The 24,283-nt window shown below is 61.6% G+C and carries 21 protein-coding genes; 16 read left to right on the top strand and 5 right to left on the bottom strand.

What is annotated here, in order from left to right; all coding sequences use genetic code 11:
* Positions 1-92 precede the first annotated feature (92 nt).
* The 4 genes from rsmA to ACP7BX_RS06515 are packed head-to-tail and all read right to left on the bottom strand — an operon-like array spanning position 93 to position 6,013.
* Entirely contained in the window at positions 93-905 is an 813-nt protein-coding gene (gene rsmA / locus ACP7BX_RS06530) for a 16S rRNA (adenine(1518)-N(6)/adenine(1519)-N(6))-dimethyltransferase RsmA (protein WP_033898116.1), read from the bottom strand.
* A complete protein-coding gene (gene pdxA / locus ACP7BX_RS06525) occupies positions 902-1,891 on the bottom strand; it encodes a 4-hydroxythreonine-4-phosphate dehydrogenase PdxA (RefSeq protein ID WP_269132166.1) in 990 nt (329 codons plus the stop codon). The genes rsmA and pdxA overlap by 4 nt, the downstream gene beginning before the upstream one ends.
* A complete protein-coding gene (locus tag ACP7BX_RS06520; protein WP_016977878.1) occupies positions 1,888-3,225 on the bottom strand; it encodes a peptidylprolyl isomerase in 1,338 nt (445 codons plus the stop codon). The genes pdxA and ACP7BX_RS06520 overlap by 4 nt, the downstream gene beginning before the upstream one ends.
* A complete protein-coding gene (locus ACP7BX_RS06515; protein ID WP_314530491.1) occupies positions 3,200-6,013 on the bottom strand; it encodes an LPS-assembly protein LptD in 2,814 nt (937 codons plus the stop codon). The genes ACP7BX_RS06520 and ACP7BX_RS06515 overlap by 26 nt, the downstream gene beginning before the upstream one ends.
* Positions 6,014-6,143: 130 nt before the next feature.
* On the opposite strand from ACP7BX_RS06515, the gene ACP7BX_RS06510 reads away from it, so the two are divergent.
* From ACP7BX_RS06510 to ACP7BX_RS06500, 3 genes are read left to right on the top strand one after another with little or no spacing between them, the layout of a single operon-like run.
* Positions 6,144-7,169 carry an aminoglycoside phosphotransferase family protein gene (locus tag ACP7BX_RS06510; protein WP_426130543.1) on the top strand — a complete coding sequence of 342 codons (1,026 nt, stop codon included), beginning with the start codon at positions 6,144-6,146 and terminating at the stop codon, positions 7,167-7,169.
* Positions 7,166-7,840 (top strand): N-acetylmuramate alpha-1-phosphate uridylyltransferase MurU, encoded by a 675-nt coding sequence (gene murU / locus ACP7BX_RS06505; RefSeq protein ID WP_426130541.1) that lies wholly within the window; start codon positions 7,166-7,168, stop codon positions 7,838-7,840. The genes ACP7BX_RS06510 and murU overlap by 4 nt, the downstream gene beginning before the upstream one ends.
* Before the next feature lies 1 nt (position 7,841).
* Entirely contained in the window at positions 7,842-8,609 is a 768-nt protein-coding gene (locus ACP7BX_RS06500) for a TerB family tellurite resistance protein (protein WP_033898122.1), read from the top strand.
* Between the two features lie 3 nt (positions 8,610-8,612).
* Here the strand turns inward: ACP7BX_RS06500 and ACP7BX_RS06495 are convergent, their stop codons facing one another.
* Positions 8,613-9,587, bottom strand: a complete 975-nt coding sequence (locus ACP7BX_RS06495) for an alpha/beta hydrolase family protein (protein WP_314530501.1) — start codon at positions 9,585-9,587, stop codon at positions 8,613-8,615.
* A 77-nt stretch (positions 9,588-9,664) separates the two neighbouring features.
* Here ACP7BX_RS06495 and ACP7BX_RS06490 point away from each other — a divergent pair, with 77 nt between their 5' ends.
* From ACP7BX_RS06490 to trpC, 13 genes are all read left to right on the top strand, one after another.
* Complete coding sequence (locus ACP7BX_RS06490) at positions 9,665-12,055, top strand: PAS domain-containing sensor histidine kinase (RefSeq protein WP_426130538.1); 2,391 nt, start codon at positions 9,665-9,667, stop codon at positions 12,053-12,055.
* 18 nt (positions 12,056-12,073) lie between these two features.
* Entirely contained in the window at positions 12,074-12,703 is a 630-nt protein-coding gene (locus tag ACP7BX_RS06485; protein WP_016977885.1) for a response regulator, read from the top strand.
* Between the two features lie 225 nt (positions 12,704-12,928).
* Positions 12,929-14,041 (top strand): ABC transporter ATP-binding protein, encoded by a 1,113-nt coding sequence (locus ACP7BX_RS06480; RefSeq protein WP_426130536.1) that lies wholly within the window; start codon positions 12,929-12,931, stop codon positions 14,039-14,041.
* Positions 14,042-14,085: 44 nt separating this feature from the next.
* Complete coding sequence (locus ACP7BX_RS06475; protein ID WP_033898127.1) at positions 14,086-15,126, top strand: ABC transporter substrate-binding protein; 1,041 nt, start codon at positions 14,086-14,088, stop codon at positions 15,124-15,126.
* Positions 15,127-15,342: 216 nt separating this feature from the next.
* Positions 15,343-16,590, top strand: a complete 1,248-nt coding sequence (locus tag ACP7BX_RS06470) for an ABC transporter permease (protein ID WP_426130533.1) — start codon at positions 15,343-15,345, stop codon at positions 16,588-16,590.
* A gap of 12 nt (positions 16,591-16,602) precedes the next feature.
* The gene (locus tag ACP7BX_RS06465; RefSeq protein WP_017739612.1) at positions 16,603-17,427 is read left to right on the top strand and encodes an ABC transporter permease; all 825 of its coding nucleotides are present in this window, start codon (positions 16,603-16,605) and stop codon (positions 17,425-17,427) included.
* Positions 17,428-17,512: 85 nt separating this feature from the next.
* A complete protein-coding gene (locus tag ACP7BX_RS06460; protein ID WP_426130530.1) occupies positions 17,513-18,661 on the top strand; it encodes an iron-containing alcohol dehydrogenase in 1,149 nt (382 codons plus the stop codon).
* Positions 18,662-18,745: 84 nt separating this feature from the next.
* Positions 18,746-19,420, top strand: a complete 675-nt coding sequence (gene rpe / locus ACP7BX_RS06455; protein ID WP_010206952.1) for a ribulose-phosphate 3-epimerase — start codon at positions 18,746-18,748, stop codon at positions 19,418-19,420.
* Positions 19,417-20,235: a phosphoglycolate phosphatase gene (locus ACP7BX_RS06450; RefSeq protein WP_033898132.1), complete on the top strand. Its 819-nt coding sequence runs from the start codon at positions 19,417-19,419 to the stop codon at positions 20,233-20,235. The genes rpe and ACP7BX_RS06450 overlap by 4 nt, the downstream gene beginning before the upstream one ends.
* 70 nt (positions 20,236-20,305) lie before the next feature.
* Entirely contained in the window at positions 20,306-21,787 is a 1,482-nt protein-coding gene (trpE, locus tag ACP7BX_RS06445; RefSeq protein WP_025857058.1) for an anthranilate synthase component I, read from the top strand.
* A gap of 10 nt (positions 21,788-21,797) precedes the next feature.
* On the top strand, positions 21,798-22,391 hold the full coding sequence (locus tag ACP7BX_RS06440) for an aminodeoxychorismate/anthranilate synthase component II (RefSeq protein ID WP_426130527.1): 594 nt from the start codon (positions 21,798-21,800) through the stop codon (positions 22,389-22,391).
* Positions 22,392-22,400: 9 nt separating this feature from the next.
* Positions 22,401-23,450, top strand: a complete 1,050-nt coding sequence (trpD, locus tag ACP7BX_RS06435) for an anthranilate phosphoribosyltransferase (protein ID WP_010206948.1) — start codon at positions 22,401-22,403, stop codon at positions 23,448-23,450.
* Positions 23,447-24,283, top strand: a complete 837-nt coding sequence (trpC, locus tag ACP7BX_RS06430) for an indole-3-glycerol phosphate synthase TrpC (RefSeq protein WP_016977894.1) — start codon at positions 23,447-23,449, stop codon at positions 24,281-24,283. Before trpD ends, trpC begins: the two co-directional genes overlap by 4 nt.

Here is a 24,283-nt window from a genome sequence, read left to right as displayed (position 1 = left end):
AGGCCTTAAAAGCGGAGGACAGCAGATGCGGGTCAGTCTAGGCCAAGAGGAGGGCACTAGGCCAGACATGTGTCTGGCCTTGCCTGGCGCTGTCAGTCTGCGGTTGGCGCAGGCTGGATGGCCAACTGGTCGGCCAGGCGCACGAAGGCAGCCAGGTCGAGTTGCTCAGGACGCAAGCTGCCATCGACGCCGGCGGCTTCGATCTCGGCGTTGCTCAGCAGGGCCTTGAGCGTGTTGCGCAGGGTCTTGCGGCGTTGGTTGAATGCTTCGCGCACCACGCGCTCCAGCAATTTGTGGTCCTTGGCCGGATGGGGCAACACGGCGTGGGGCACCAGGCGCACGATGGCCGAGTCGACCTTCGGCGGCGGGTTGAACGCACCAGGGCCCACGTTGAACAGGTGTTCGACGCGGCAGTGGTACTGAACCATGATCGACAGACGGCCCCAATCACCACCACCAGGGCCAGCAGCCAGGCGTTCTACCACTTCCTTTTGCAGCATGAAGTGCATGTCGCGGATGATGCCTGCGTTGTTCAGCAGGTGGAATATCAGCGGCGTAGAGATGTTGTACGGCAGGTTACCCACCACACGCAGGCTGTTAGGCGCGGCGTTGAGGGTGTTGAAGTCGAACTTCAGCGCATCACCCTGATGCAGGTTGAAGTTGGGCATGCCGGCGAACTGTTGGTTGAGGATCGGGATCAGGTCCTTGTCCAACTCCACCACGTCCAGTTGGCCGCCGCTGGCCAGCAGGCCTTGGGTCAGCGCGCCCTGGCCCGGGCCGATTTCCAGCAGGCGGTCTTCAGGCTTGGCATGGATGGAACGCAGGATGCGGTCGATCACGCCAGCGTCGTGCAGGAAGTTTTGCCCGAAGCGCTTGCGCGCCCGGTGTTGGTAATGCTCAGTCATATACGGGTCTCGGCCATCTGATAGGCGGTTTCCAGGGCCACGTGCAGGCTGCCGGTATCGATCTTGCCGCTGCCCGCGAGGTCCAGGGCAGTGCCATGGTCGACGGAGGTGCGGATGATCGGCAGGCCCAGTGTCACGTTGACTGCGGCGCCGAAGCCTTTGTATTTAAGCACCGGCAGCCCCTGGTCGTGGTACATCGCCAGCACTGCATCGCAGTGCTCCAGATATTTGGGGGTAAACAGAGTGTCCGCAGGCAGTGGGCCGCGCAGGTCCATGCCTTCTTGGCGCAGACGCTCCAGGGTGGGTTCGATGATGTCGATTTCTTCATGGCCCAAGTGGCCGCCTTCGCCGGCGTGCGGGTTGAGCCCGCAGACCAGGATGCGCGGTTGGGCGATGCCGAATTTCTGTTGCAGGTCGGCGTGCAGGATCCGCGTGACGCGTTCCACCCGCTCGACGGTAATGGCATCGGCAATCTCGCGCAGCGGCAGGTGCGTGGTCACCAAGGCGACCCGAAGGCCACGCGTGGCCAGCATCATGACGACTTGTTCGGTGTGGGTCAGCTCGGCGAGGAATTCGGTGTGGCCCGAAAACGCGATACCGGATTCGTTGATCACGCCCTTATGCACCGGCGCAGTGATCATGCCGGCGAAGTCGCCATCGATGCAGCCTTGTCCGGCGCGAGTGAGGGTTTCCAGCACGAACGCTGCGTTGGCTTTGTTGAGTTGCCCGGCGACTACCTTGGCCTGCAGCGGGGTATCCCACACATACAGGCTGCCAGCGGGGGCAGGCAGGTCGGGCCAGTTGCCCGGCGCTGTGTCCAGCAGTGTGACAGCCACACCCAGCTGCGCGGCCCGCTCAAGGAGCAAGTCGCGGCTGGTAATGGCAATCAGGGGGTGTGGCTGGGGTTGCGAGGCGAGCAGCAGGCACAGGTCAGGACCAATGCCGGCCGGCTCGCCGGGTGTCACCGCGAAACGCTGGGGTTTCACTGCGCTGCCTGGTCGGTGCCTGTCTGGGCGCCTGGCAGCTTGTTCTCAACATAGGCTTCGTCGCGGATCTGACGCAGCCAGGTTTGCAGCTCTTCGTCGTATTTGCGGTTACGCAATACGTTCAGCGCTTGTTGCTCGCGGGCTTGGTTGGTGTTGTCGGTGGCGCGACGGCCAAGGACTTCCAGCACATGCCAGCCATATTGGGTCTTGAACGGCTTGGACAATACGCCCTGCGGGGTATCGGCCATCACCTGCTGGAACTCCGGCACCAGGGCTTTCGGATCGATCCAGTTCAGATCGCCGCCGTTGAGGGCAGAACCCGGGTCTTCCGAGAAGCTCTTGGCCAGGGTGGCGAAGTCTTCACCGCTCTGGATGCGGTCATAGATCTTCTGGGCCAGTTCCTTGGTTTGGGCTTCGGTGCGGATTTCGCTTGGTTTGACCAGGATGTGGCGAACGTGCACCTCATCCTTGAGCGATGTTTCGCCGCCGCGTTTTTCCAGGAGCTTCAGGATAATGAAACCACCCGGTGTACGCGCAGGTTGGGTGATGCCACCCACTTCCATTGCACTCAGCTCGCGGTCGAACGGAGGCGGCAATTGAGCCGCTTTACGCCAGCCCATGTCGCCGCCTTCCAGTGCGTTGTCGCTGCCGGACTGGGCGATCGCCATTTGGGCGAAATCGGCACCGGCCTTCAAGCGATCATAGATAGCCTGGGTTTTGGCGGCCGCTGCATTGAGCTGCTCGGAGTTGGCGCTGTCCGGTGTCGGGATCAGGATGTTGGCCAGGTGCAGTTCTTCGGAAAGCTGCATCTTGCCCAGGTCCGACGCCAGGAAGTTCTTCACTTCCTGCTCGGACACCTGAACCCGCTCGGCCACACGGCGCTGACGCACACGGCTGATGATCATTTCACGGCGGATCTGGTCACGGGCGTCCTCATAGGACAAACCGTCGTGGGCCAGGGCAGCACGGAACTGGTCGATGCTCATGTTGTTGCGCTGGGCAATGGTGCCCACGGCCTGGTTCAGTTCTTCGTCCGAAATACGGATGCCGGAACGATCGCCGATCTGCAATTGCAGGTTCTCGACGATCAGGCGCTCCAGCACCTGCTGGTCCAGGACGCTGGTCGGTGGCACGCCACCGCCACGCTTGGCGATGGTTTGCTGGACTTCCTTGACACGTTGGTCCAGTTGGCTCTGCATGATCACGTCGTTATCGACGATGGCCACTACCTTATCCAGTTCTTGAACCGCAGCGTGCGCCGATGCGGTGCCCAGGAACAGTGCGCCCAGCACTAGCGGGCGCAGACAATCAGAAAGCTTGGTTTTCACGTTCACGATAACCTTCAATGCCTTTGTCGAGGAAGCTCTCTACCTTGGCGCCGGTCAGGCCGCCGAGTCCTTTGAGGACGATCTGGAAGAAGAGCCCGTGGTCACCCTTTTCGTTAAGCGGGGCGATCTGGCTGTATTCGTCGTTGGAAACCCAGTAACGGTTGATGACGCGCAGTTTCCAGCAGCAGTTGTCGTACTCGAAACCACCGAAGGCTTCCAGGGTGCGGTTGCGGGCGTAGTCATACTGCCAGCGGGTGATCAGGTTCCACTGGGGAATGATCGGCCACATCATCGAGAAGTCATGTTGTTGGATTTTGTAGTAATCCTTCACATAGTTATCTGCGCCTGGCGTGCCGTAGTCACCACCGAACTGCCATTTGCCGGTCAGCTGGTTGTAGACGACCTGGTCGTTACGATAGCGATAACCGACGTTGATGATCTTGTTCGGGTTGTCTTCCGGCTGGTAGTGAAGCATCGCGCTGCCGGAACGAGGACTGTGTTCCTCAGTATCCCAGTTGTAGTCGGCAGTGGCGCGCCAGTCACGGTTGAAGCGGAACTCATAGTCCAGGGCAACCGGCGAAACATCGGACTGTGCGTCGGCACGGTCAGCCGCCAGGATGCCTGGCAGTTGCACTTCACGATCCTTGAAGTACAGCGCCTGGCCAATGGCTACGCGCTGACGCTCGAAGCCGTTTTCTTCGATCCAGCGGCTGGTCAAGCCCAGGGACAGTTTGTTCTCGTCGCCGATACGGTCGGAGCCGCTGAAGCGGTTGTCGCGGAACAGCGACGCGTAGCTGAACGAGTATTCGCTGGTGTCGAACACCGGGATATCAGCCTGGTCCTTGTTCGGCACGTACAGGTAGAACGCACGCGGTTCCAAAGTTTGGCGATAGTCCTTGCCGAACCAGTTGGTGTTGCGGTCGAAGTACAGGCCGCTGTCGATGCTGGCCACTGGAACCGCGCGGTTCTGGGAGCTCTTGAAGGTGCCGCCTGCGTACTGGGTCCCGGCCGCCACTGATGCAGCCTGATCAGCAACGATCTGGTTCTTGCCGATGTTGTCCAGGTCCAGGTCGTACTTGGTGTACACGTACTTGAGCTTCGGTGTGATGAAGCCGTAAGTCGACTCCATCGGGTATTCGACGGCCGGCGCCACGTTCAGGCGCGTACCGTTGGCACGGGTCAGGCCGCGGACGTAAGTGTCCAGGCGCGCTTCCGAGCCACCGTTCTCATTGGTGAAGTTACCATTCTCCAGGTCACGGTCGAAGCGTACGGCTTCTGTCTCATAGCTGAAGTTCAAGCCACCCGGATGGTACGGTAGCTGACCATTGAACGTGATCTGCGGCAGGCGGTCATACGGCGTGATCTGGGAAATCGTTGCCAGCTGGTAGGCCTGCAGGTTCAAGCGAGCCTGGAAGCTGTCGCCGCGATAAGCCACGGAGCCTTGCTGGTTGATGTAGTCGCGGCTCTCTACACCTTCCTGATAGGACTTGAGGTCCTGGAAGTAGTAAGGGTCGCTGATCGTGGTGTAGTCGACCTGGGTCAGTACACGCGAATCCAACCCGCCTTTGTGCTGCCAATTGAGCATGTAGCGGGTTTTTTCGTAGTCGGTCTGAAGCTTGCGCTCGTCGTTGTCGTCGTTCAGGTACGCGCCGCCGAACTGGCCTTCGCTGGACTTGGTGAGGTAGCGGAATTCGCCTTCCATCATCATGCCGCGCTTGGTCATGTACTGCGGGTACAACGTGGCGTCGTAGTTGGGCGCCAGGTTGAAGTAGTACGGCGTCACCAGGGTGAAGCCGGTTTCGCTGCCGGTGCTGAAGCTTGGCGGCAGGAAGCCGGATTGACGACGGTCGTCGATCGGGAAATAGATGTAAGGGGTGTACAGGATCGGGATGTTCTTGATCCGCAACGTCGCGTTGGTGGCCGTACCGAAACCGGTGGCCGGGTTCAACGTGATGTTGTTGCCCCTGAGCTGCCAGGCGTTGCTGTCTGGCTCGCAAGTGGTGTACGTACCGTCCTTGAGACGGATAATCGCGTTTTCAGCACGCTTGGCGTACAGCGCGTTACCGCGGATACGCGATTTGTGCAGCACGTATTCGGCGTTGTCGATCTGGGCCGCGCCGGTATCGAGTTGCACTTCGGCATGGTCGCCCACGATCAGTGCACCGTTGTCGCGCAGACGGACCTTGCCGTTCAGCTCGCCACGGTTTTCGGCCTGGTACAGGCTGGCTTCTTCAGATTCCAACTGCATGCTGCCCTGGCGCATGACGACGTCACCGGCCAGGGTCGCGACTTGCGACTCCTGCTCGTAACGCGAGGCTTTGGCACCGATGAAGGTGGGCGCATCGCTCTTGTTCGTCTTGTCGTTCATGCCAGGACGAGTCGGCTCGATGTACGCACCGCCGCAGTACGGGCCGGTTTCGGCCAGCTGCGCTGCGGTCAGCTTCTCGCGTGGTACCCAGTCCAGGTGGCTGTAATCGGCGCTGCGCGAGCGCAGGCCACGGCCCTTGGATTCGGTGACCAGTGCGGTCTTGGGCTCGGCCTCGGCTTTGCCGCCAGCATCGGCCTGCGCCGTGCTGTTGGCGGAGCTGATGGCAGCGCCATCATGCACCGGGCGCGGTGGTAGCGGGGCTGCGGCGGTTTTCGGCGCGCAATCCCAGGCACCCGAAGCAGAGACTGAGCAGTCATACTGTTCCGCGGCGACCACGAATGAGGTGGCGAAGGGTTGCAAGGCCAGCAGACTGCCGGTTACCAGCAACGGAAATTTTCTACGAAACGCGGGGGATTTCAATGCCATCTTATTAGTCCGGGCTTCCTGCGTGCCATCTGCCCGCGGTTTGGGCCGCACGCCTCTCGATGGTCTGAAAAAGATGCGTGATAATAAAGCATGCCCCGCTTGACGGCTAGCGCCGTCGGAGACCCTTGTAATGCCCGAGCAAGATCTACGTTTACAACAGCTGGAAGTCTGGCTGGATGAGCAATTGCCGATCCTTTTCAATGCTCAAGACTGGGGTGCCGTACCCCCGGCCACATTGACCGCGGCCAGCAGCGACGCGAGTTTCAGGCGCTACTTCCGATGGGAAGGCGGCGGCCGGACCTTCGTGGTCATGGACGCTCCACCCCCCCAGGAAAACTGCAAACCTTTCGTCGATATCGCACATTTGCTGGCAAAGTCAGGAATAAATGTTCCAAAAATTTATGCAGAAGATTTGTCGCGTGGCTTTCTTTTGCTCAATGACCTGGGCAGAAAAACCTATCTGGACGTGATTGACGACAAAAACGCCGATGCATTGTTTGCCGATGCCATCGACGCCTTGTTGGCCTTCCAGCAATTGCCGATGGACGCACCGCTGCCCAGCTATGACGTCGCCTTGCTGCGCCGCGAGCTGGAATTGTTTCCGGAGTGGTACGTGCGCCGTCACCTGGGTATCGAACTGGATGCGCAACAACAAGCGCTTTGGCAGCGGGTCAGTGATCACCTGATCGACAGCGCCCTGGCGCAACCGAAAGTATTGGTGCACCGCGACTATATGCCGCGCAACCTGATGATCAGCGAGCCTAACCCCGGTGTGCTGGATTTCCAGGATGCGGTCTACGGGCCAGTCACCTACGACATCACCTGCCTGTTCAAGGACGCCTTCCTCAGCTGGCCCAAGGCCCGCGTGCGGGACTGGCAGCGTGGGTATTGGGAACGTGCGGGGCAACTGAGCATCCCGGTGCAGGCGGATTTCGATGATTTCCTGCGCGCCAGCGACCTGATGGGTGTGCAACGCCACCTCAAGGTCATCGGTATCTTCGCGCGCATTTGCCATCGCGATGGCAAGCCACGCTACCTGGCCGACGTGCCGCGCTTCTTTGCTTATATAGAGGCGGTGCTGGCAGATCGTCCCGAGTTGAGCGCGTTGGGTGAACTGCTGGCCAGCCTGCGCCAACCCGCCGAGGCCTATGTATGAAGGCGATGATCCTGGCGGCCGGCAAGGGCGAGCGGATGCGCCCGTTGACCTTGCACACGCCCAAGCCGCTGGTACAGGCCGGCGGCAAGCGCCTGATCGAGTATCACCTGGAGGCGCTGGCCAAGGCCGGCTTCACCGAAATCGTGATCAACCATGCCTGGCTCGGCCAGCAAATCGAAAGCTACCTGGGGGATGGGGCGCAATTTGGCCTGCGCATCTGTTATTCCCCCGAAGGTGAGCCGTTGGAAACCGGCGGTGGGATTTTCCAGGCATTGCCGTTGCTGGGGGATGAACCTTTCCTGGTGGTCAATGGCGATATCTGGACCGACTACGACTTCACCCAACTCAAGCAGCCGCTCAACGGCCTGGCCCATCTGGTGATGGTCGATAACCCGGCCCATCACCCTTCGGGCGGTGATTTCTACCTTGATCAAGGTTTGCTTCATGATGCAGCGCCCGGTGCCGATAACCTGACCTTCAGTGGCATTTCAGTGCTCGACCCCAAGCTGTTCGCGGGTTGCAGCGCGGGTGCCTTCAAGCTGGCGCCGCTGCTGCGGACCGCCATGGCCAAAGGCCTGGTAACGGGGGAACACATGGCGGGACGCTGGATTGATGTCGGCACGCTGGAGCGCTTGGCGCAGGTCGAAACCCTGCTGACAGCGGGGCAGTAACATGCTGTGGCCAGGGACGCTGATCGGCGCCGGGGCTGGCTTTGCCATTGCCAGTATTCCGGGGGCCATGTTGGGGGCACTGTTGGGGCAGGCGTTGGACCGCCGTCTGCAACTGCACAGTTGGGCGCAGTTGCGCGAGCGCCTGGGTGGGCGCCCGGCGTTGCGCAATGACGAGCTGTTGTTCGTGTTGCTGGGGCGTTTGGCCAAGAGCAATGGCCGGGTGGTGGATGGGCATATCCAGCAGGCGCGTCAGGAGATGCGCTCGCTCGATATGACCGACTCGGCCCAGCGTCGTGCGATTGCGGCGTTCAATCGCGGCAAGTCCGGCTCCGACCGGGTGCGCAGTTACCTGCGCGTGCTCAAGGCTCAGCCCCATGCGGCGGAAGGCGTATTGCGCGCGTGCTGGCGCATGGTCTGGGCGGACGGCAAGGCGGATGACGCCGAACGTGACCTGATCGACCAATGGGGTAAATGGCTGGGGTGGACGCCGCAACAGTTGCAGGCGCTGGCGGCCGACTACACTCCGGAGCGCAAGCCGCTGGTCAGCCGTGGCCCCACTTATCAGGACGCGTTGCGCTTGCTCGGGGTGACGGCCACCACCGAGCCGTCTGTGATCAAGCGGGCTTATCGTCGCCTGCTCAGTCGCCATCACCCGGACAAGATCGCCGGCACCGGCGCCAGCCCCGCGCAAGTGCGTGAGGCCACCGAGCGCACTCGCGAATTGCACACTGCCTATACGTTGATTCGCGAGCGCCGGGACTTCCGGTAGGTTTCAGTCGGCGTTGGCCTGTGGGCTCAACCAGCCGCGAACCCTGCGATATAACTGCTCCTGCTCGGCAGCACTGTTGCCGGGCAAGGCTTTCAACGACACCTGCTTGTAACCGTCATTCTTCAAACGCTTGGCCGCCTGGACACGGGCCAGGGCGTTTTTGCGTGATTGGGCGTTGTCTTGATAGAAGACATCGGCGGTCGGCAACTTCAGGCCGGGGGCCAGTTGCTGCACATCTGGATGCCGTCCGTTGGGCGTCTGCGCGCCCACCATCACAAACTTCTGCACTTGGGACGGTTGTTTCTCGCTCAAATAGCGTGCGGCCCACCAGGCACCAGTGCCATGGCCGAGTAGCACCACGCTGCGTGCGCTCTGGGTCTGGGCGAAGGCCACGGCGGCGTCGATGCGGTCGAAGATGCGCGAGGCGTCGGTCTTGTCCTGCTCATCGGCGCCCGGCACAACCGCCGGGTCGGTGCCTTCGGCTTCGGCGCTGGCGGCCTGCTCGATGGGTTTGTCAGCGGTGCTCGCTTCCTTGCTGCTGGTATCGACAGTCGCCTTGGGCGCTTCCATCACACGCGGTGGCAGCGTATCCACGCTCACATCCGGTAACGACAGGCTGAGACTGCCCCAGTTGGCGTCCGGCAATTTGTGCCGCAGCGGGCTGATTGCTTGCGGCCAGTCAGCATTTTCGCCGGCGCCGGGGACGATAATCACCACGCCTTCAGGCTCGGCGCTGTTGGCGGGTTTCCACAGGGCGAGGAATGAATCGCTGCCGGCCTGCAATTGCTGCTGTTCTTGTTGCGGGATCTTGCGTTCGAGGGCGCTGGCTTCTGCCTGGCTGCGCTCGGACAAGGGCTGGCGCTCTACCGGTTTTTCCGCGGCAGGTGCGGGTGCGTCAGCGGCCTGTACAGAAAAGGCGCTGGTAAAAAGCAGCGACAGGCACAATGCTGGCAATGCTGAACGGTGAAGAAAGGGCATCGTAAATTCCCGGCCTGAAGTGATTCCAGCAGCCTAATGGGTTGGTCAGTATTTGTCAGTGATGTGAGACGTGGATCATGGGTTTTCGCTGTCTGCTGGTTATCGGCTGTTTGTGCCTTGCCTTGATGGCAAATGCCGCCCCTGCGCCCGTCGCGCCCCAGGCACAACTCAATGCGCAGCAACGCGAATGGCTGGCCCAGCACCCGGAGCTGCGGGTGGGCCTTGTGTTGCAGGCGCCCTACGCGCAATACGATCGGCGTTTGCAGCGGCTGTCCGGGGCGAATGTCGAGTTGATGCAATGGCTGGCCAAGGCGCTGAATATCGAGCTGACCTGGCGCAATTTCCCCAATCAGGAGCAACTGGAAGCCGCCGTGCGTGAGGGCGAAGTGGACATCGCCCCGGGCCTGCAACAAACCCCGGCGGGTTTGCGCCTGTGGTTGTTCACCGACCCTTATATGCGCGTGCCGCAACACATCGTCGGCATCCGTGAGGGCGGCGCCGCCGTGGAGCTGGAAAAGCTCGATGAGCAATCCCGTGTTGCCGTGCGCATGCCCAGCGCCGTGGCTGATTACCTGCGCAGCACCTATCCCGGCCTCAACCTGCAGGGCGTACCGATGGAGCGCCAGGCCCTTCAATTGTTGGTGAGCCAGCAAGCGCGTTATGCGGTGGTGGATGAAGCGCAGTTGAGCCGTTTGTCCGGCGAGGCGGAGTTTGCCGGGCTGGCAGTGGTAGGCGATATCGGCCTGCCGCAATTGCTGCGGGTGGCCACGCGACGAGAATGGCCGGAACTGGCCGGCATCATGCAAAGTGCCTTGCGTGCGATTCCCGCCCGCGACCTCGATCAACTGCACAACCGCTGGCTGCAGCCCAAATACCCACGGCTGACGGAGTCCCCAGGCCTGTGGCAAAACCTCAGTCTATTGTTGGGCCTGCTACTGCTCGCCAGCCTCGCCGTGGTGTTCTGGCAACGCCGCCAGCAACGGGTGCTGGAACACGGCCTGTTAGCCGCGCGGGAAGAAAGTGCTGCCCGCGCCGCGGGTGCCGAGGCCTTAAGGCTGACACAGTTTTCCATCGACCAAAGTACTGTCGGCATCCTCTGGGTCAACTGGGACAGCCACGTGCGCTATGCCAATCACGCGGCCGAAAGCATGCTCGGCTACGGCCCCGGTGCGCTGATCGAGCGGCCGCTGGTCGAGTTCGATCCCACCCTCACCATGGACCGCTGGCTGAACCTGTGGCGACGCGCCCGCGCCAGTGAGGAGGGACCGCAGAGTTTTGCCACTGACTGCCTGCGGGCGGATGGCAGCGTGTTGCCTGCGGATGTGTCTTTGAGCTTCCTGCGGTTTGTCGACGGCGAATACCTGGTGGTTTATCTGAATGACGTCACCGAGCGTCGTCGCGCGTTGGCGGCCTTGCAGGAAAGTGAGGCGCGCCTGCAGGGAATCGCGGCGAACGTGCCGGGGCTGGTGTTCCGTCTGGAGCGTTTGCCGTTGAGCGACGAAATCGAATTTGCCTACATCAGTGAGGGCAGCGAAAGCCTGGTGGGCTACGCGCCTGCGGTGCTGAGCCGACCGGAAGTGGGGATTCGCAGTGTGGTGCATCCAGACGACCGCGCCAGTTACCTCGGTACGCTGGATCACGCTACCGATACTGAGAGCAACTGGTTCTGGCAAGGTCGGATTCTTCCACGCCAGGGCGAACAGCGCTGGGCCGAGATCAAGGCGGTCACCCGACGTCTGGAAGACGGCTCGGTGGTGTGGGATGGGATTGTGTGGGACATCAGCGAAAGCAAGCGCATCGAGCTGGAACTGGATGCCTCCCGTGCGCAACTTCGCGAACTGTCCGCCCACCTGGAAACCGTACGCGAAGAAGAAAAGGCCCGTATCGCCCGTGAAGTGCACGACGAACTCGGGCAAATGCTCACCGTGCTCAAGCTCGAAACCTCCATGTGCGAGCTGGCCTATGCACAACTCGACCCCGGTTTGCATGAACGCTTGAACAGCATGAAACGCTTGATCGCCCAGCTGTTCCAGTTGGTGCGCGATGTGGCGACGGCACTGCGCCCGCCGATTCTGGATGCGGGGATCGCTTCAGCCATCGAGTGGCAGGCGCGGCGCTTTGAAGCGCGCACGCAAATTCCCTGTTTGGTGCAGGTTCCGGATAACCTGCCGACCCTCAGCGATGCCAAGGCCATTGGCCTGTTCCGCATCCTGCAGGAGGCGCTGACCAATGTGATGCGCCATGCCCAGGCACATACTGTGGAACTGACCCTGGCCCTGGAGGGCACGGATTTGCGCCTGACCATCAGCGACGATGGCGTCGGTTTCGTCCAGGCCCAGGGCCGCCCGGTGTCGTTTGGCCTGGTGGGCATGCGCGAGCGCGTGCTGATCATGGGGGGGCAGTTGAGCCTGGACAGCGAGTTGGGGGAGGGCACCACCCTGAGTGTCACGGTGCCATTGGATGCATAACACCAAGAGGAAGTCCCTGTGATCCGCGTACTGGTAGCCGAAGACCACACCATCGTTCGTGAAGGCATCAAGCAATTGATCGGCCTGGCCAAAGACCTGTTGGTGGTGGGGGAGGCCAGCAATGGCGAGCAATTGCTGGAAACCTTGCGCCACGTTGCCTGCGAGGTGGTGTTGCTGGACATTTCGATGCCCGGCGTCAACGGCCTGGAAGCGATTGCGCGGATCCGTGCGCTGAACAATCCGCCGGCCATCCTGGTGCTGTCGATGCACGACGAGGCGCAAATGGCCGCCCGCGCCTTGAAGGTCGGCGCCGCCGGTTACGCCACCAAGGACAGCGACCCGGCGCTGTTGCTCACGGCGATTCGCAAGGTGGCGGCGGGTGGACGTTATATCGACCCGGACCTGGCCGACCGGATGGTCTTCGAAGTGGGCCTCACCGATACGCGACCGCTGCATTCATTACTGTCGGAGCGCGAGTTCTCGGTGTTCGAGCGCCTGGCCCAGGGCGCCAACGTCAACGACATCGCTCAACAGTTAGCGCTGAGCAGCAAGACTATCAGCACCCACAAGGCGCGGCTGATGCAAAAGCTCAATATCACGTCCCTCGCGGAGTTGGTGAAATACGCCATGGAGCACAAGCTGCTCTAGCCGCATACCTGAAAGCGACACCGCAAAAACCCCGCCGAGCCCATTCTTGCTGCTTGCAGCTCGCCTCTTGTCGCTGCACCGTCCCGTGCGCGCCATCCGTGTAGGGCAATCCCTACCCCAAACCTTCCATCCGGCTGATGCGATTCTCTCCTGGCCCCCGATTTCCGGGGCCTTGCGCCTGGACTACGCTTGTCTCACAGCAGTCCAAAACAAAAAGGTGCGGGTATGAGCGAGGTGGATTCAAATGATGTGCTGGTCAGCTTTCGTGGCGTGCAGAAGAGCTACGACGGCGAGATCCTGATCGTCAAAGACCTCAACCTGGAGATTCGCAAGGGCGAGTTCCTTACCCTGCTCGGGCCGTCCGGGTCCGGCAAGACCACCAGCCTGATGATGCTCGCCGGCTTTGAAACGCCGACCGCCGGCGAAATCCAGCTGGCCGGCCGCTCCATCAACAACGTGCCGCCGCATAAGCGCGACATCGGCATGGTGTTCCAGAATTACGCGCTGTTTCCGCACATGACCGTGGCCGAGAACCTGGCGTTCCCGCTGTCGGTGCGGGGCTTGAGCAAGACCGATATCAGCGAGCGGGTCAAGCGCGTGTTGAGCATGGTCCAGCTTGATGCGTTCGCCCAGCGCTACCCGGCGCAACTCTCCGGCGGCCAGCAACAGCGCGTGGCATTGGCCCGCGCGCTGGTGTTCGAACCGCAACTGGTGCTGATGGACGAACCCCTCGGCGCCCTCGACAAGCAACTGCGCGAACACATGCAGATGGAGATCAAACACCTGCACCAGCGCCTCGGCGTGACCGTGGTGTACGTGACCCACGACCAGGGTGAGGCGCTGACCATGTCTGACCGTGTGGCGGTATTCCACCAGGGCGAGATCCAGCAGATCGCCGCGCCGCGCACCCTTTACGAAGAGCCGAAGAACACCTTCGTCGCCAACTTCATCGGCGAGAACAACCGCCTCAATGGCCGCTTGCACAGTCATACCGGCGAGCGCTGCGTGGTGGAGCTGGCGCGCGGCGAGAAGGTCGAGGCGCTGGCCGTGAATGTCGGCCAGGTCGGCGGTCCGGTGACCCTGTCGGTGCGCCCGGAGCGTGTCAGCCTCAATGGCTCCAGCGAAAGCTGCGTCAACCGCTTCTCTGGGCGCGTGGCCGAATTCATCTACCTGGGCGACCACGTGCGCGTGCGCCTGGAAGTCTGCGGCAAGGCCGATTTTTTTGTGAAACAACCGATTGCCGAGCTGGACCCAGCCCTGGCGGTCGGCGACGTGGTACCGATTGGCTGGCAAGTCGAGCACGTTCGCGCACTCGACCCACTTCTAGAGGCGAATTGATCGCCCCCCTGGCTTCACCAACCCTGCACGTGGAGAGAACAACAATGTTGAGATCCCTGAAGTATTCCGCCCTGGCTTTGGGCTTGATGGGCGCGACACAGGCCATGGCAGGCCCGGACCTGACGGTCGTGTCCTTTGGCGGCGCGAACAAGGCGGCCCAGGTCAAGGCCTTCTACGCCCCGTGGGAAAGCGCGGGCAATGGCAAGATCATCGCTGGCGAGTACAACGGTGAAATGGCCAAGGTCAAAGCCATGGTCGACACCAAGAGCGTGTCCTGGGACCTGGTGGAAGTGGAGTCGCCGGAGCTGTCCCGTGGCTGTGATGAGGACATGTTCGAGCCCCTCGACCCGAAACTGTTCGGCAACAGCGCCGACTACGTGAAGGGCGCGATCCAGCCGTGCGGCGTGGGCTTCTTCGTCTGGTCCACCGTGCTCGCCTATAACGCCGACAAGTTGGCCAGCGCACCGACCAGTTGGGCGGATTTCTGGGACACCAAGAAATTCCCGGGCAAGCGCGGCCTGCGCAAAGGCGCCAAGTACACCCTGGAATTCGCACTGATGGCCGACGGCGTAGCGCCGAAGGACGTGTACAAAGTGCTGGCCGGCAAAGATGGCCAGGACCGTGCGTTCAAGAAACTCGACGAACTCAAGCCATCGATCCAGTGGTGGGAAGCGGGTGCACAGCCACCGCAATACCTGGCTTCGGGTGACGTGGTGATGAGCTCGGCCTACAACGGCCGCATCGCCGCCGTGCAGAAAGAAAGCAACCTGAAAGTGGTGTGGAACGGCGGCATCTACGACTTCGACGCGTGGGCAATTCCTAAGGGTCTGGCGAAAGACCGTGCTGAAGCGGCGAAGAAATTCATCGCCTTCTCGGTGCAGCCACAGCAACAGAAGACCTACTCGGAAAACATCGCCTATGGCCCGGCCAACACCCAGGCCGTGCCGCTGCTGGCCAAGGACATCCTCAAGGACATGCCGACCACCCCGGAAAACATCGCCAACCAGGTGCAGATCGACGTGAGCTTCTGGGCGGATAACGGTGAGCAGTTGGAGCAGCGCTTCAACTCCTGGGCGGCCAAGTAACACAGCACTGAGGTGTGTTCGCTAATTGTGGCGAGCGGGCTTGCCCCGCGTTGGGCTGCGAAGCTGCCCTAAAACCAGACGCCGCGCTCTTTCAGGCATAGCGCGGTGGGTTTAATGGGGCCGCTGCGCAGCCCAACGCGGGGCAAGCCCGCTCGCCACAGGGTTTGTCGTACATCGCAGAAACTGTCGTCATTTTTAGTCTTACCGGAGTTTGCCATGGCCATCGCCGTTCCCTCGAACGAGGTCAACAGCCCCACCCTCAAGCAGCGCCTGGCGCGTGCCGAGCGGCTCAATCGCTGGAAGGCCCAGGCCTTGATTGCGCCGCTGGTGCTGTTTTTGCTGTTGGTGTTCCTGGTGCCGATTGTTGCGCTGCTGTTCAAAAGCGTCGGCAACCCGGAAGTAGTGGGCGGCTTGCCGCGTACTGTAGTGGCGGTGACGGCCTGGGATGGCCGCGGGTTGCCGGGCGAGCCGGTGTACCAGGCCCTCAGTGAGGACTTGGGCGAGGCCCGTCAAAATCAGACCTTGGGCGATCTGTCCAAGCGCTTGAACATGGAACTGGCCGGCTATCGCAGCCTGCTGACCAAAACCGCGCGGGCGCTGCCGTTCAGTGAAGCGCCTGCCTCCTATAAAGAAGCGCTGGAAAACCTTGATGAACGCTGGGGCGACCCGGCGTACTGGCAGGCGATCCGGCGCAATACCAGCAGCCTGACGCCGTTCTACCTGCTGGCGGCGGTCGATCACCGCATCGACGACCTCGGTGAAGTGGCGCCGGCCACGCCGGACCAGGCGATCTACCTGGACATCTTTGCCCGGACCTTCTGGATGGGCCTGGTGATCACGGCGGTCTGCCTGCTGCTGGCCTATCCGCTGGCGTACCTGCTGGCCAACCTGCCAGCCCGCAAAAGCAACCTGCTGATGATCCTGGTGTTGCTGCCGTTCTGGACCTCGATCCTGGTGCGAGTCGCCGCGTGGATCGTGCTGCTGCAATCTGGCGGCCTGATCAACAGCGCCTTGATGGGCATGGGCCTGATCGATAAGCCGCTGGAGTTGGTGTTCAACCGGACCGGCGTCTACATCTCCATGGTGCACATCTTGTTGCCGTTCATGATCCTGCCGATCTACAGCGTGATGAAGGGGATTTCACCCACCTACATGCGCGCGGCGATTTCACTGGGCTGTCACCCGTTTACCAGCTTCTGGCGCGTGTACTTCCCGCAGACCTACGCTGGTGTCGGAGCCGGTTGCCTGTTGGTGTTCATCCTGGCGATTGGTTACTACATCACCCCGGCTCTGCTGGGCAGCCCGAACGACCAGATGGTCAGCTACTTCGTGGCGTTCTACACCAACACCAGCATCAACTGGGGCATGGCCACGGCGTTGGGCGGCTTGCTGCTGTTGGCCACCGTGTTGCTGTACCTGATCTATAACCGCCTGGTCGGCGCCAGCCGCCTGCGCCTGAGCTGAGGAGACCTTGCGATGCTGAGCCCTTATATGTCGCCCGTCGAACGGGTGTGGTTCTACAGCTTGCGGATTCTCTGCGGCTTGATCCTGTTGTTTTTGATTTTGCCGGTGCTGGTGATCATCCCGCTGTCGTTCAACAGCGGCAGTTTCCTGGTCTATCCGTTGCAGGGGTTCTCGCTACATTGGTATCAGGACTTCTTCGCCTCCGCCGAGTGGATGCGGGCGCTGAAGAACAGCATCATCGTCGCCCCGGCGGCCACGGTGCTGGCGATGGTATTCGGCACCCTGGCGGCGATTGGCCTGACGCGCGGCAATTTCCCCGGCAAGGCACTGGTGATGGCGCTGGTGATTTCACCGATGGTGGTGCCGGTGGTGATCATCGGCGTGGCCAGCTACCTGTTCTTTGCGCCGTTGGGGCTGGGCAATAGCTTCTTTTCGCTGATCGTGGTGCATGCAGTGCTGGGTGTGCCGTTTGTGATCATCACCGTGTCGGCCACATTGCAGGGTTTCAATCACAACCTGGTGCGGGCGGCGGCCAGCCTGGGTGCTTCGCCACTGACCGCATTCCGTCGGGTGACCTTGCCGTTGATTGCGCCGGGGGTGATTTCCGGGGCGTTGTTTGCGTTCGCGACGTCGTTTGATGAAGTGGTGGTGACGCTGTTTCTCGCCGGCCCCGAACAAGCCACGCTGCCACGCCAGATGTTCAGCGGCATCCGCGAAAACCTCAGCCCGACGATTGCGGCGGCGGCGACCTTGTTGATTGCATTTTCGGTGTTGCTGTTGCTGACCTTGGAATGGCTGCGCGGCCGTAGCGAGAAATTGCGTACCGCCCAGGTGTAACGACCATTCGCCCGATGAATGGCTGACAACACGCCATAGGGAGCTACTCTTGTGCCAGCCCATCACTTAATAAGAGGCCGCGCACATGAGTACTTCCTCATTCAAGATCGCCCACAAACTGCTGACTGGCGCTGGCGCCATCGAACAGCTGGCCTTTGAACTCACGCGCCTGGATGTGGACAACCCGCTGATCGTCACCGATGCCGCGCTGGTCAAATCCGGCACCGTGGCGCTGGCGCTCGAACACTTGGGCGAGCGCACCTACGAAATTTTTGACCGGGTGTTACCCGATCCGGAAATCGCCATCGTCGAAGATTGCATGCGCGTCTACCGCGAGGGCGGGCATGACGGCCTGATCGGCGTGGGCGGCGGCAGCGCCATCGACATTGCCAAAAGTGTTGCCGCCTATGCCGGCTACCACGGCGCGCTGGCCGACTTGTTCGGCGTCGACCAGGTGCCGCGCAAAGGCCCGCCGTTGATCGCCATCCCGACCACCGCCGGCACCGGCTCGGAAGTGACCAACGTGGCGATTCTGTCCGACAAGGCCGCGCAGTTGAAAAAAGGCATCGTCAGCGATTACCTGCTGCCGGACGTCGCGCTGATCAGCCCGCAAATGACCCTGACCTGCCCGCGCAGCGTGACCGCCGCCAGTGGCGTGGATGCATTGGTGCATGCCATCGAGTCGTACCTCTCGCTGAACGCCTCGCCGATCACCGACGCCTTGGCTATCGGCGCCATCAAGCTGATCGCCCAGGCATTGCCCAAGGCCTACGCCAACCCGGCCAACCTGCAGGCTCGCGACGACATGGCCACCGCCAGCCTGATGGCTGGCATGGCATTCGGCAATGCGGGGGTCGGCGCGGTGCACGCGTTGGCGTATCCGTTGGGTGGGCGTTTCAATATCGCCCATGGTGTGAGCAATGCGCTGTTGCTGCCCTATGTGATGCACTGGAACAAGCTGGCCTGCGTGGAGCGCATGCAGGAGATTGCCCAGGCCATGGGCGTGAATATCATCGGCTTGAGCGTCAACGATGCCGCCGACCAGGCCGTGGAGGCGATGACGCGACTGTGCGCCGCCGTCGAGATCCCGGCAGGGCTGCGCAGTTTCGGGGTGCCTGAGGATGCGATCCCCGCCATGGCGGTGGAGGCTGCGGGCATTGAGCGGCTGATGCGCAACAATCCGCGCAAGCTCAGCGCGGCCGATATCGAGAAAATCTACCGGGCCGCTTACTAACCGTTGAGTTAGGTCACGGTGCGCGCGGCAAAGCATGAGGTATACAATGCGCGCCATCGTGATTTAGCTCAAAAAAGGTGCGTCATGCAGCCCTTCGTTATTGCTCCATCGATTCTCTCCGCCGACTTCGCCCGCCTGGGTGAGGAAGTGGACAAGGTATTGGCCGCTGGTGCCGACTTCGTGCACTTCGACGTCATGGACAACCACTACGTGCCCAACCTGACCATCGGCCCGATGGTCTGTGCTGCGCTGCGCAAATACGGCATCACTGCGCCGATCGATGCACACTTGATGGTCAGCCCGGTGGATCGCATCATCGGCGACTTCGTCGAAGCCGGTGCTACCTACATTACCTTCCACCCGGAAGCCTCGCTGCACGTCGACCGCACCTTGCAGTTGATCCACGAAGGTGGCTGCAAGGCGGGCCTGGTGTTCAACCCGGCTACTCCGCTGAGTGTGCTTGAGTACGTGATGGACAAGGTCGACATGATCCTGTTGATGAGCGTCAACCCAGGCTTCGGCGGCCAGAAGTTCATCCCCGGCACGCTGAACAAGCTGCGTGAAGCCCGTGCGCTGATCGATGCGTCCGGCCGTGACATCCGCCTGGAAATCGACGGTGGGGTCAACGTCAACAATATCCGCGAAATCGCCGCCGCTGGTGCCGACACCTTTGTGGCCGGCTCGGCGATCTTCAATGCGCCGGACTACCAGGAAGTCATCGACAAGATGCGTGCCGAGCTGGCGCTGGCGCGTCCATGAGCGGCTTTGAGCAGCTGTTCCCCGGCAAATTGCCACGGCTGGTGATGTTCGATCTGGACGGCACTTTGATCGACTCGGTGCCCGACCTGGCGGCGGCGGTGGACGACATGCTGCTCAAGCTGGGGCGCAAGCCGGCCGGGATCGAGTCGGTGCGCGAATGGGTCGGTAACGGCGTGCAGATGCTGGTGCGCCGGGCCTTGGCCAACAACATCGATGCTGAAGGTGTCGATGACGTCGAGGCCGAGCACGCCCTGGAACTGTTCAACGCCGCCTATGAAGACGGCCATGAACTGACCGTGGTCTACCCCGGCGTGCGCGACACCCTCAAGTGGCTGAGCAAGCAGGGTGTGGAAATGGCCCTGATCACCAACAAGCCGGAACGCTTCGTCGCACCGCTGCTGGATCAGATGAAAATCGGCCGGTATTTCCGCTGGATCATCGGTGGCGATACCCTGCCGCAGAAAAAACCCGATCCGGCGGCCCTGTTTTTCGTGATGAAAATGGCCAATATTCCGGCCTCGCAGTCGTTGTTTGTCGGCGATTCACGCAGTGATGTGCTGGCGGCAAAGGCGGCGGGCGTGCAGTGCGTGGCCCTCAGCTACGGCTATAACCATGGTCGGCCTATCGCCGAAGAGTCGCCTTCATTGGTGATTGATGACCTGCGCCTGTTAATCCCCGGTTGCTTGGGAGCTGGCGCTGAGATAACGTTGCCCGATACCGATCCGTCCCCTTCTGGAAATTCCATCGTGGTGGTCACTCGCAAACTCTGGATGAAAGTCATCAAGGCCCTGGCCCGCTGGCGTTGGCGCGCCTGACTGATCCTGGCCGCACTCTGCGGCGCGTTTGCATACCTGACTGTTAGACCCTCAAGCCACGAGGCATATCATGACCCGCGAAGAATTCCTGCGTTTGGCCGCTGCCGGCTATAACCGCATCCCCCTGGCCTGCGAAACCCTGGCCGACTTCGACACGCCGCTGTCGATCTACCTGAAACTGGCCGACGAGCCCAATTCCTACCTGCTCGAGTCCGTACAGGGCGGCGAGAAGTGGGGCCGTTACTCGATCATCGGCCTGCCGTGCCGCACGGTGCTGCGGGTACACGACCATCATGTGAGCATTACCCATGATGGCGTCGAGATCGAAAGTCACGACGTAGAAGATCCGCTGGCGTTCGTCGAAGCGTTCAAGGCGCGCTACAACGTGCCGACCATTGCTGGCCTGCCGCGTTTCAACGGTGGCCTGGTGGGTTACTTCGGTTATGACTGCGTGCGTTATGTGGAAAAACGCTTGGGCAAATGCCCGAACCCGGATCCGCTGGGCGTGCCGGACATTCTGCTGATGGTTTCCGATGCCGTAGTGGTGTTCGACAACCTCGCCGGCAAGATGCACGCGATCGTACTGGCTGACCCATCCCAGGCGGACGCGTTCGAACAAGGCCGCGCCAGCCTCGAAGCCTTGCTGGAAAAACTGCGCCAGCCGATCACCCCGCGTCGCGGCCTGGACCTCAGCCGTCCACCGGCCGCCGACCCGGTGTTCCGTTCCAGCTTTACCCAGGATGACTACGAGCGCGCCGTCGACACTATCAAGGAATACATCCTCGCCGGTGACTGCATGCAGGTGGTGCCGTCGCAGCGTATGTCCATCGACTTCAAGGCCGCGCCGATCGATCTGTACCGCGCCCTGCGATGCTTCAACCCGACGCCGTACATGTACTTCTTCAACTTTGGTGACTTCCACGTGGTGGGCAGTTCGCCGGAAGTGTTGGTGCGCGTCGAAGACAACCTGATCACCGTGCGCCCGATTGCGGGTACCCGCCCACGTGGTGCGACCGAAGAGGCCGACCTGGCGCTCGAAGAAGACCTGCTGAGCGACGACAAGGAAATCGCCGAGCACCTGATGCTCATCGACCTGGGCCGCAACGACACCGGGCGTGTCTCGGAAATCGGTTCGGTGAAGCTCACCGAGAAGATGGTCATCGAGCGTTATTCGAATGTGATGCACATTGTGTCCAACGTCACCGGCGAGCTGAAGGCTGGCCTGACGGCGATGGACGCACTGCGCGCGATTCTGCCGGCGGGCACCTTGTCGGGCGCGCCGAAAATTCGCGCGATGGAAATTATCGACGAGCTGGAGCCGGTCAAGCGTGGTGTCTACGGCGGCGCCGTGGGTTATTTCGCCTGGAACGGCAACATGGACACGGCCATTGCAATCCGCACGGCTGTGATCAAGGACGGGGAACTGCACGTGCAGGCCGGTGGCGGGATCGTCGCCGACTCGGTGCCGGCCCTCGAATGGGAAGAAACCCTGAACAAGCGCCGCGCGATGTTCCGCGCCGTTGCGCTGGCTGAACAGACCCCCAATTCCTGAGGTTTCCCCCATGTTGCTGATGATTGATAACTACGACTCCTTTACCTACAACGTTGTGCAGTACCTGGGTGAGCTGGGTGCCGAGGTCAAGGTGGTGCGCAACGACGAACTGACCGTGGCCGAAATCGCCGCCCTGAACCCGGAGCGCATCGTGGTTTCGCCAGGCCCGTGCACGCCGACCGAGGCGGGTATTTCCCTGGAGGCGATCAAGTATTTCGCCGGCAAATTGCCGATCCTGGGCGTGTGCCTGGGCCACCAATCCATCGGCCAGGCCTTTGGTGGTGACGTGGTGCGTGCGCGCCAGGTGATGCACGGCAAAACCAGCCCGGTGTTCCATAAAGATGCAGGCGTGTTTCATGGCCTCAACCTGCCGGTGACCGTGACCCGCTATCACTCGCTGGTGGTCAAGCGCGAAACCCTGCCGGACTGCCTGGAGCTGACCGCCTGGACCCAGCTGGAAGACGGCTCGGTCGACGAGATCATGGGCCTGCGCCACAAGACACTGAATATCGAAGGGGTGCAATTTCACCCCGAATCGATCCTGACCGAGCAGGGCTACGAGCTGTTCGCCAACTTTCTCAAGCAGAGCGGCGGCACGCGCTAAGGACTTTCCATGGATATCAAGACTGCCCTGAGCCGTATCGTCGGCCACCTGGACCTGAGCACCGCTGAAATGAGCGATGTGATGCGCGAAATCATGACCGGTCAATGCACCGACGCGCAGATCGGCGCGTTCATGATGGCCATGCGCATGAAGAGCGAGAGCATCGACGAGATCGTCGGCGCCGTGTCGGTGATGCGCGAGCTGGCGGACAAAGTCGAACTCAAGACCCTCGACGGCGTGGTGGATGTGGTCGGCACTGGCGGTGACGGCGCGAACATCTTCAACGTGTCGACGGCTTCTTCGTTTGTGGTCGCGGCGGCGGGTTGCACCGTGGCCAAGCACGGTAACCGCGCAGTGTCCGGCAAGAGCGGCAGCGCCGACTTGCTGGAGGCGGCCGGGATCTACCTGAACCTGACGCCGGTACAAGTGGCGCGTTGCATCGACAGCGTCGGCATTGGCTTCATGTTTGCCCAATCCCACCATGGTGCGATGAAGCACGCCGCCGGCCCGCGCAAGGACCTCGGCCTGCGCACCTTGTTCAACATGCTCGGCCCGCTTACGAATCCGGCCGGTGTGAAACACCAGGTGGTGGGTGTGTTCAGCCAGGCGCTGTGCCGCCCATTGGCCGAAGTACTGCAACGCCTGGGCAGCAAACATGTGCTGGTGGTGCATTCCAAGGACGGTTTGGACGAATTCAGCCTGGCGGCACCGACCTTCGTGGCGGAGCTGAAGAATGACCAAGTCACCGAGTATTGGGTCGAGCCGGAAGACCTGGGCATGAAGAGCCAGAGCCTGCACGGCCTGGCGGTGGAAAGCCCGGCGGCCTCCCTGGAGTTGATTCGCGATGCCCTGGGGCGTCGCAAGACCGAGAACGGTCAAAAAGCTGCCGAGATGATAGTGTTGAATGCGGGTGCTGCGCTGTATGCGGCCGACCACGCCTATAGTCTTAAAGAAGGTGTCGCCTTGGCCCACGATGCGCTGCACACCGGTCTGGCTCGCGAAAAGCTCGAAGAGCTGGGAGCATTCACCGCGGTATTCAAGATGGAGAATGAAGGATGAGTGTGCCGACCGTTCTGGAAAAGATCCTGGCCCGCAAGGCCGAAGAAGTGGCTGAGCGTCGTGCCCGCGTGAGCCTGGCCGAGCTGGAAGCCCAGGCGAAGATCGCTGATGCGCCGCGTGGCTTTGCCAATGCGCTGATCGCCCAGGCCAAGCTCAAGCAGCCGGCCGTCATTGCCGAAATCAAGAAAGCTTCTCCGAGCAAGGGCGTGATTCGCGAGGTCTTCATTCCTGAAGAGATCGCCAAGAGCTATGAGAAGGGCGGTGCGACCTGCCTGTCCGTATTGACCGATATCGACTATTTCCAGGGTTCCGACCTGTTCCTGCAGCAGGCCCGCGCCGCGTGCAAGTTGCCGGTGATCCGCAAGGATTTCATGGTCGACCCGTATCAGATTGTCGAAGCCCGTGCCCTCGGCGCCGATTGTGTGCTGTTGATCGTCTCCGCCCTGGATGACGTGAAGATGGCGGAACTGGCGGCTGTGGCCAAAAGTGTTGGCCTGGATGTGCTAGTAGAAGTGCACGACGGTGACGAACTGGAACGCGCCCTCAAAACCCTCGACACACCGCTGGTGGGGGTCAACAACCGTAACCTGCACACCTTCGAAGTCAGCCTGGAAAACACCCTCGACCTGCTGCCGCGCATCCCACGCGACCGTCTGGTGATTACCGAGAGTGGCATCGTCAACCGTGCCGATGTGGAGTTGATGGAGATCAGTGGTGTTTATTCGTTCCTGGTGGGCGAGACCTTCATGCGTGCCGAGAACCCAGGGGCCGAATTGCAGCGCCTGTTCTTCCCGGAGCGTGGCGTGGCGGTCAGCGGTTCGACCCTGGATTGA

Origin of the sequence: Pseudomonas sp. DWP3-1-3b3 (assembly GCF_049896305.1) — a bacterium.
GTDB lineage: Bacteria > Pseudomonadota > Gammaproteobacteria > Pseudomonadales > Pseudomonadaceae > Aquipseudomonas > Aquipseudomonas azotoformans_A.
Note: the sequence above shows the minus strand (reverse complement) of the source record. Positions and strands in the feature narration are given on the sequence as shown.

Excerpts from the sequence above, each read along its gene's own strand:
- ACP7BX_RS06510 (WP_426130543.1), top strand. The coding sequence starts at position 6,144 with ATGCCCGAGCAAGATCTACGTTTACAACAGCTGGAAGTCTGGCTGGAT.
- ACP7BX_RS06470 (WP_426130533.1), top strand. The coding sequence starts at position 15,343 with ATGGCCATCGCCGTTCCCTCGAACGAGGTCAACAGCCCCACCCTCAAG.
- ACP7BX_RS06460 (WP_426130530.1), top strand. The coding sequence starts at position 17,513 with ATGAGTACTTCCTCATTCAAGATCGCCCACAAACTGCTGACTGGCGCT.
- ACP7BX_RS06500 (WP_033898122.1), top strand. The coding sequence starts at position 7,842 with ATGCTGTGGCCAGGGACGCTGATCGGCGCCGGGGCTGGCTTTGCCATT.
- trpE (WP_025857058.1), top strand. The coding sequence starts at position 20,306 with ATGACCCGCGAAGAATTCCTGCGTTTGGCCGCTGCCGGCTATAACCGC.
- rsmA (WP_033898116.1), bottom strand. The coding sequence starts at position 905 with ATGACTGAGCATTACCAACACCGGGCGCGCAAGCGCTTCGGGCAAAAC.
- ACP7BX_RS06495 (WP_314530501.1), bottom strand. The coding sequence starts at position 9,587 with ATGCCCTTTCTTCACCGTTCAGCATTGCCAGCATTGTGCCTGTCGCTG.
- trpD (WP_010206948.1), top strand. The coding sequence starts at position 22,401 with ATGGATATCAAGACTGCCCTGAGCCGTATCGTCGGCCACCTGGACCTG.
- ACP7BX_RS06480 (WP_426130536.1), top strand. The coding sequence starts at position 12,929 with ATGAGCGAGGTGGATTCAAATGATGTGCTGGTCAGCTTTCGTGGCGTG.
- murU (WP_426130541.1), top strand. The coding sequence starts at position 7,166 with ATGAAGGCGATGATCCTGGCGGCCGGCAAGGGCGAGCGGATGCGCCCG.
- ACP7BX_RS06450 (WP_033898132.1), top strand. The coding sequence starts at position 19,417 with ATGAGCGGCTTTGAGCAGCTGTTCCCCGGCAAATTGCCACGGCTGGTG.
- ACP7BX_RS06515 (WP_314530491.1), bottom strand. The coding sequence starts at position 6,013 with ATGGCATTGAAATCCCCCGCGTTTCGTAGAAAATTTCCGTTGCTGGTA.
- ACP7BX_RS06440 (WP_426130527.1), top strand. The coding sequence starts at position 21,798 with ATGTTGCTGATGATTGATAACTACGACTCCTTTACCTACAACGTTGTG.
- ACP7BX_RS06490 (WP_426130538.1), top strand. The coding sequence starts at position 9,665 with ATGGGTTTTCGCTGTCTGCTGGTTATCGGCTGTTTGTGCCTTGCCTTG.
- ACP7BX_RS06475 (WP_033898127.1), top strand. The coding sequence starts at position 14,086 with ATGTTGAGATCCCTGAAGTATTCCGCCCTGGCTTTGGGCTTGATGGGC.
- rpe (WP_010206952.1), top strand. The coding sequence starts at position 18,746 with ATGCAGCCCTTCGTTATTGCTCCATCGATTCTCTCCGCCGACTTCGCC.
- ACP7BX_RS06465 (WP_017739612.1), top strand. The coding sequence starts at position 16,603 with ATGCTGAGCCCTTATATGTCGCCCGTCGAACGGGTGTGGTTCTACAGC.
- trpC (WP_016977894.1), top strand. The coding sequence starts at position 23,447 with ATGAGTGTGCCGACCGTTCTGGAAAAGATCCTGGCCCGCAAGGCCGAA.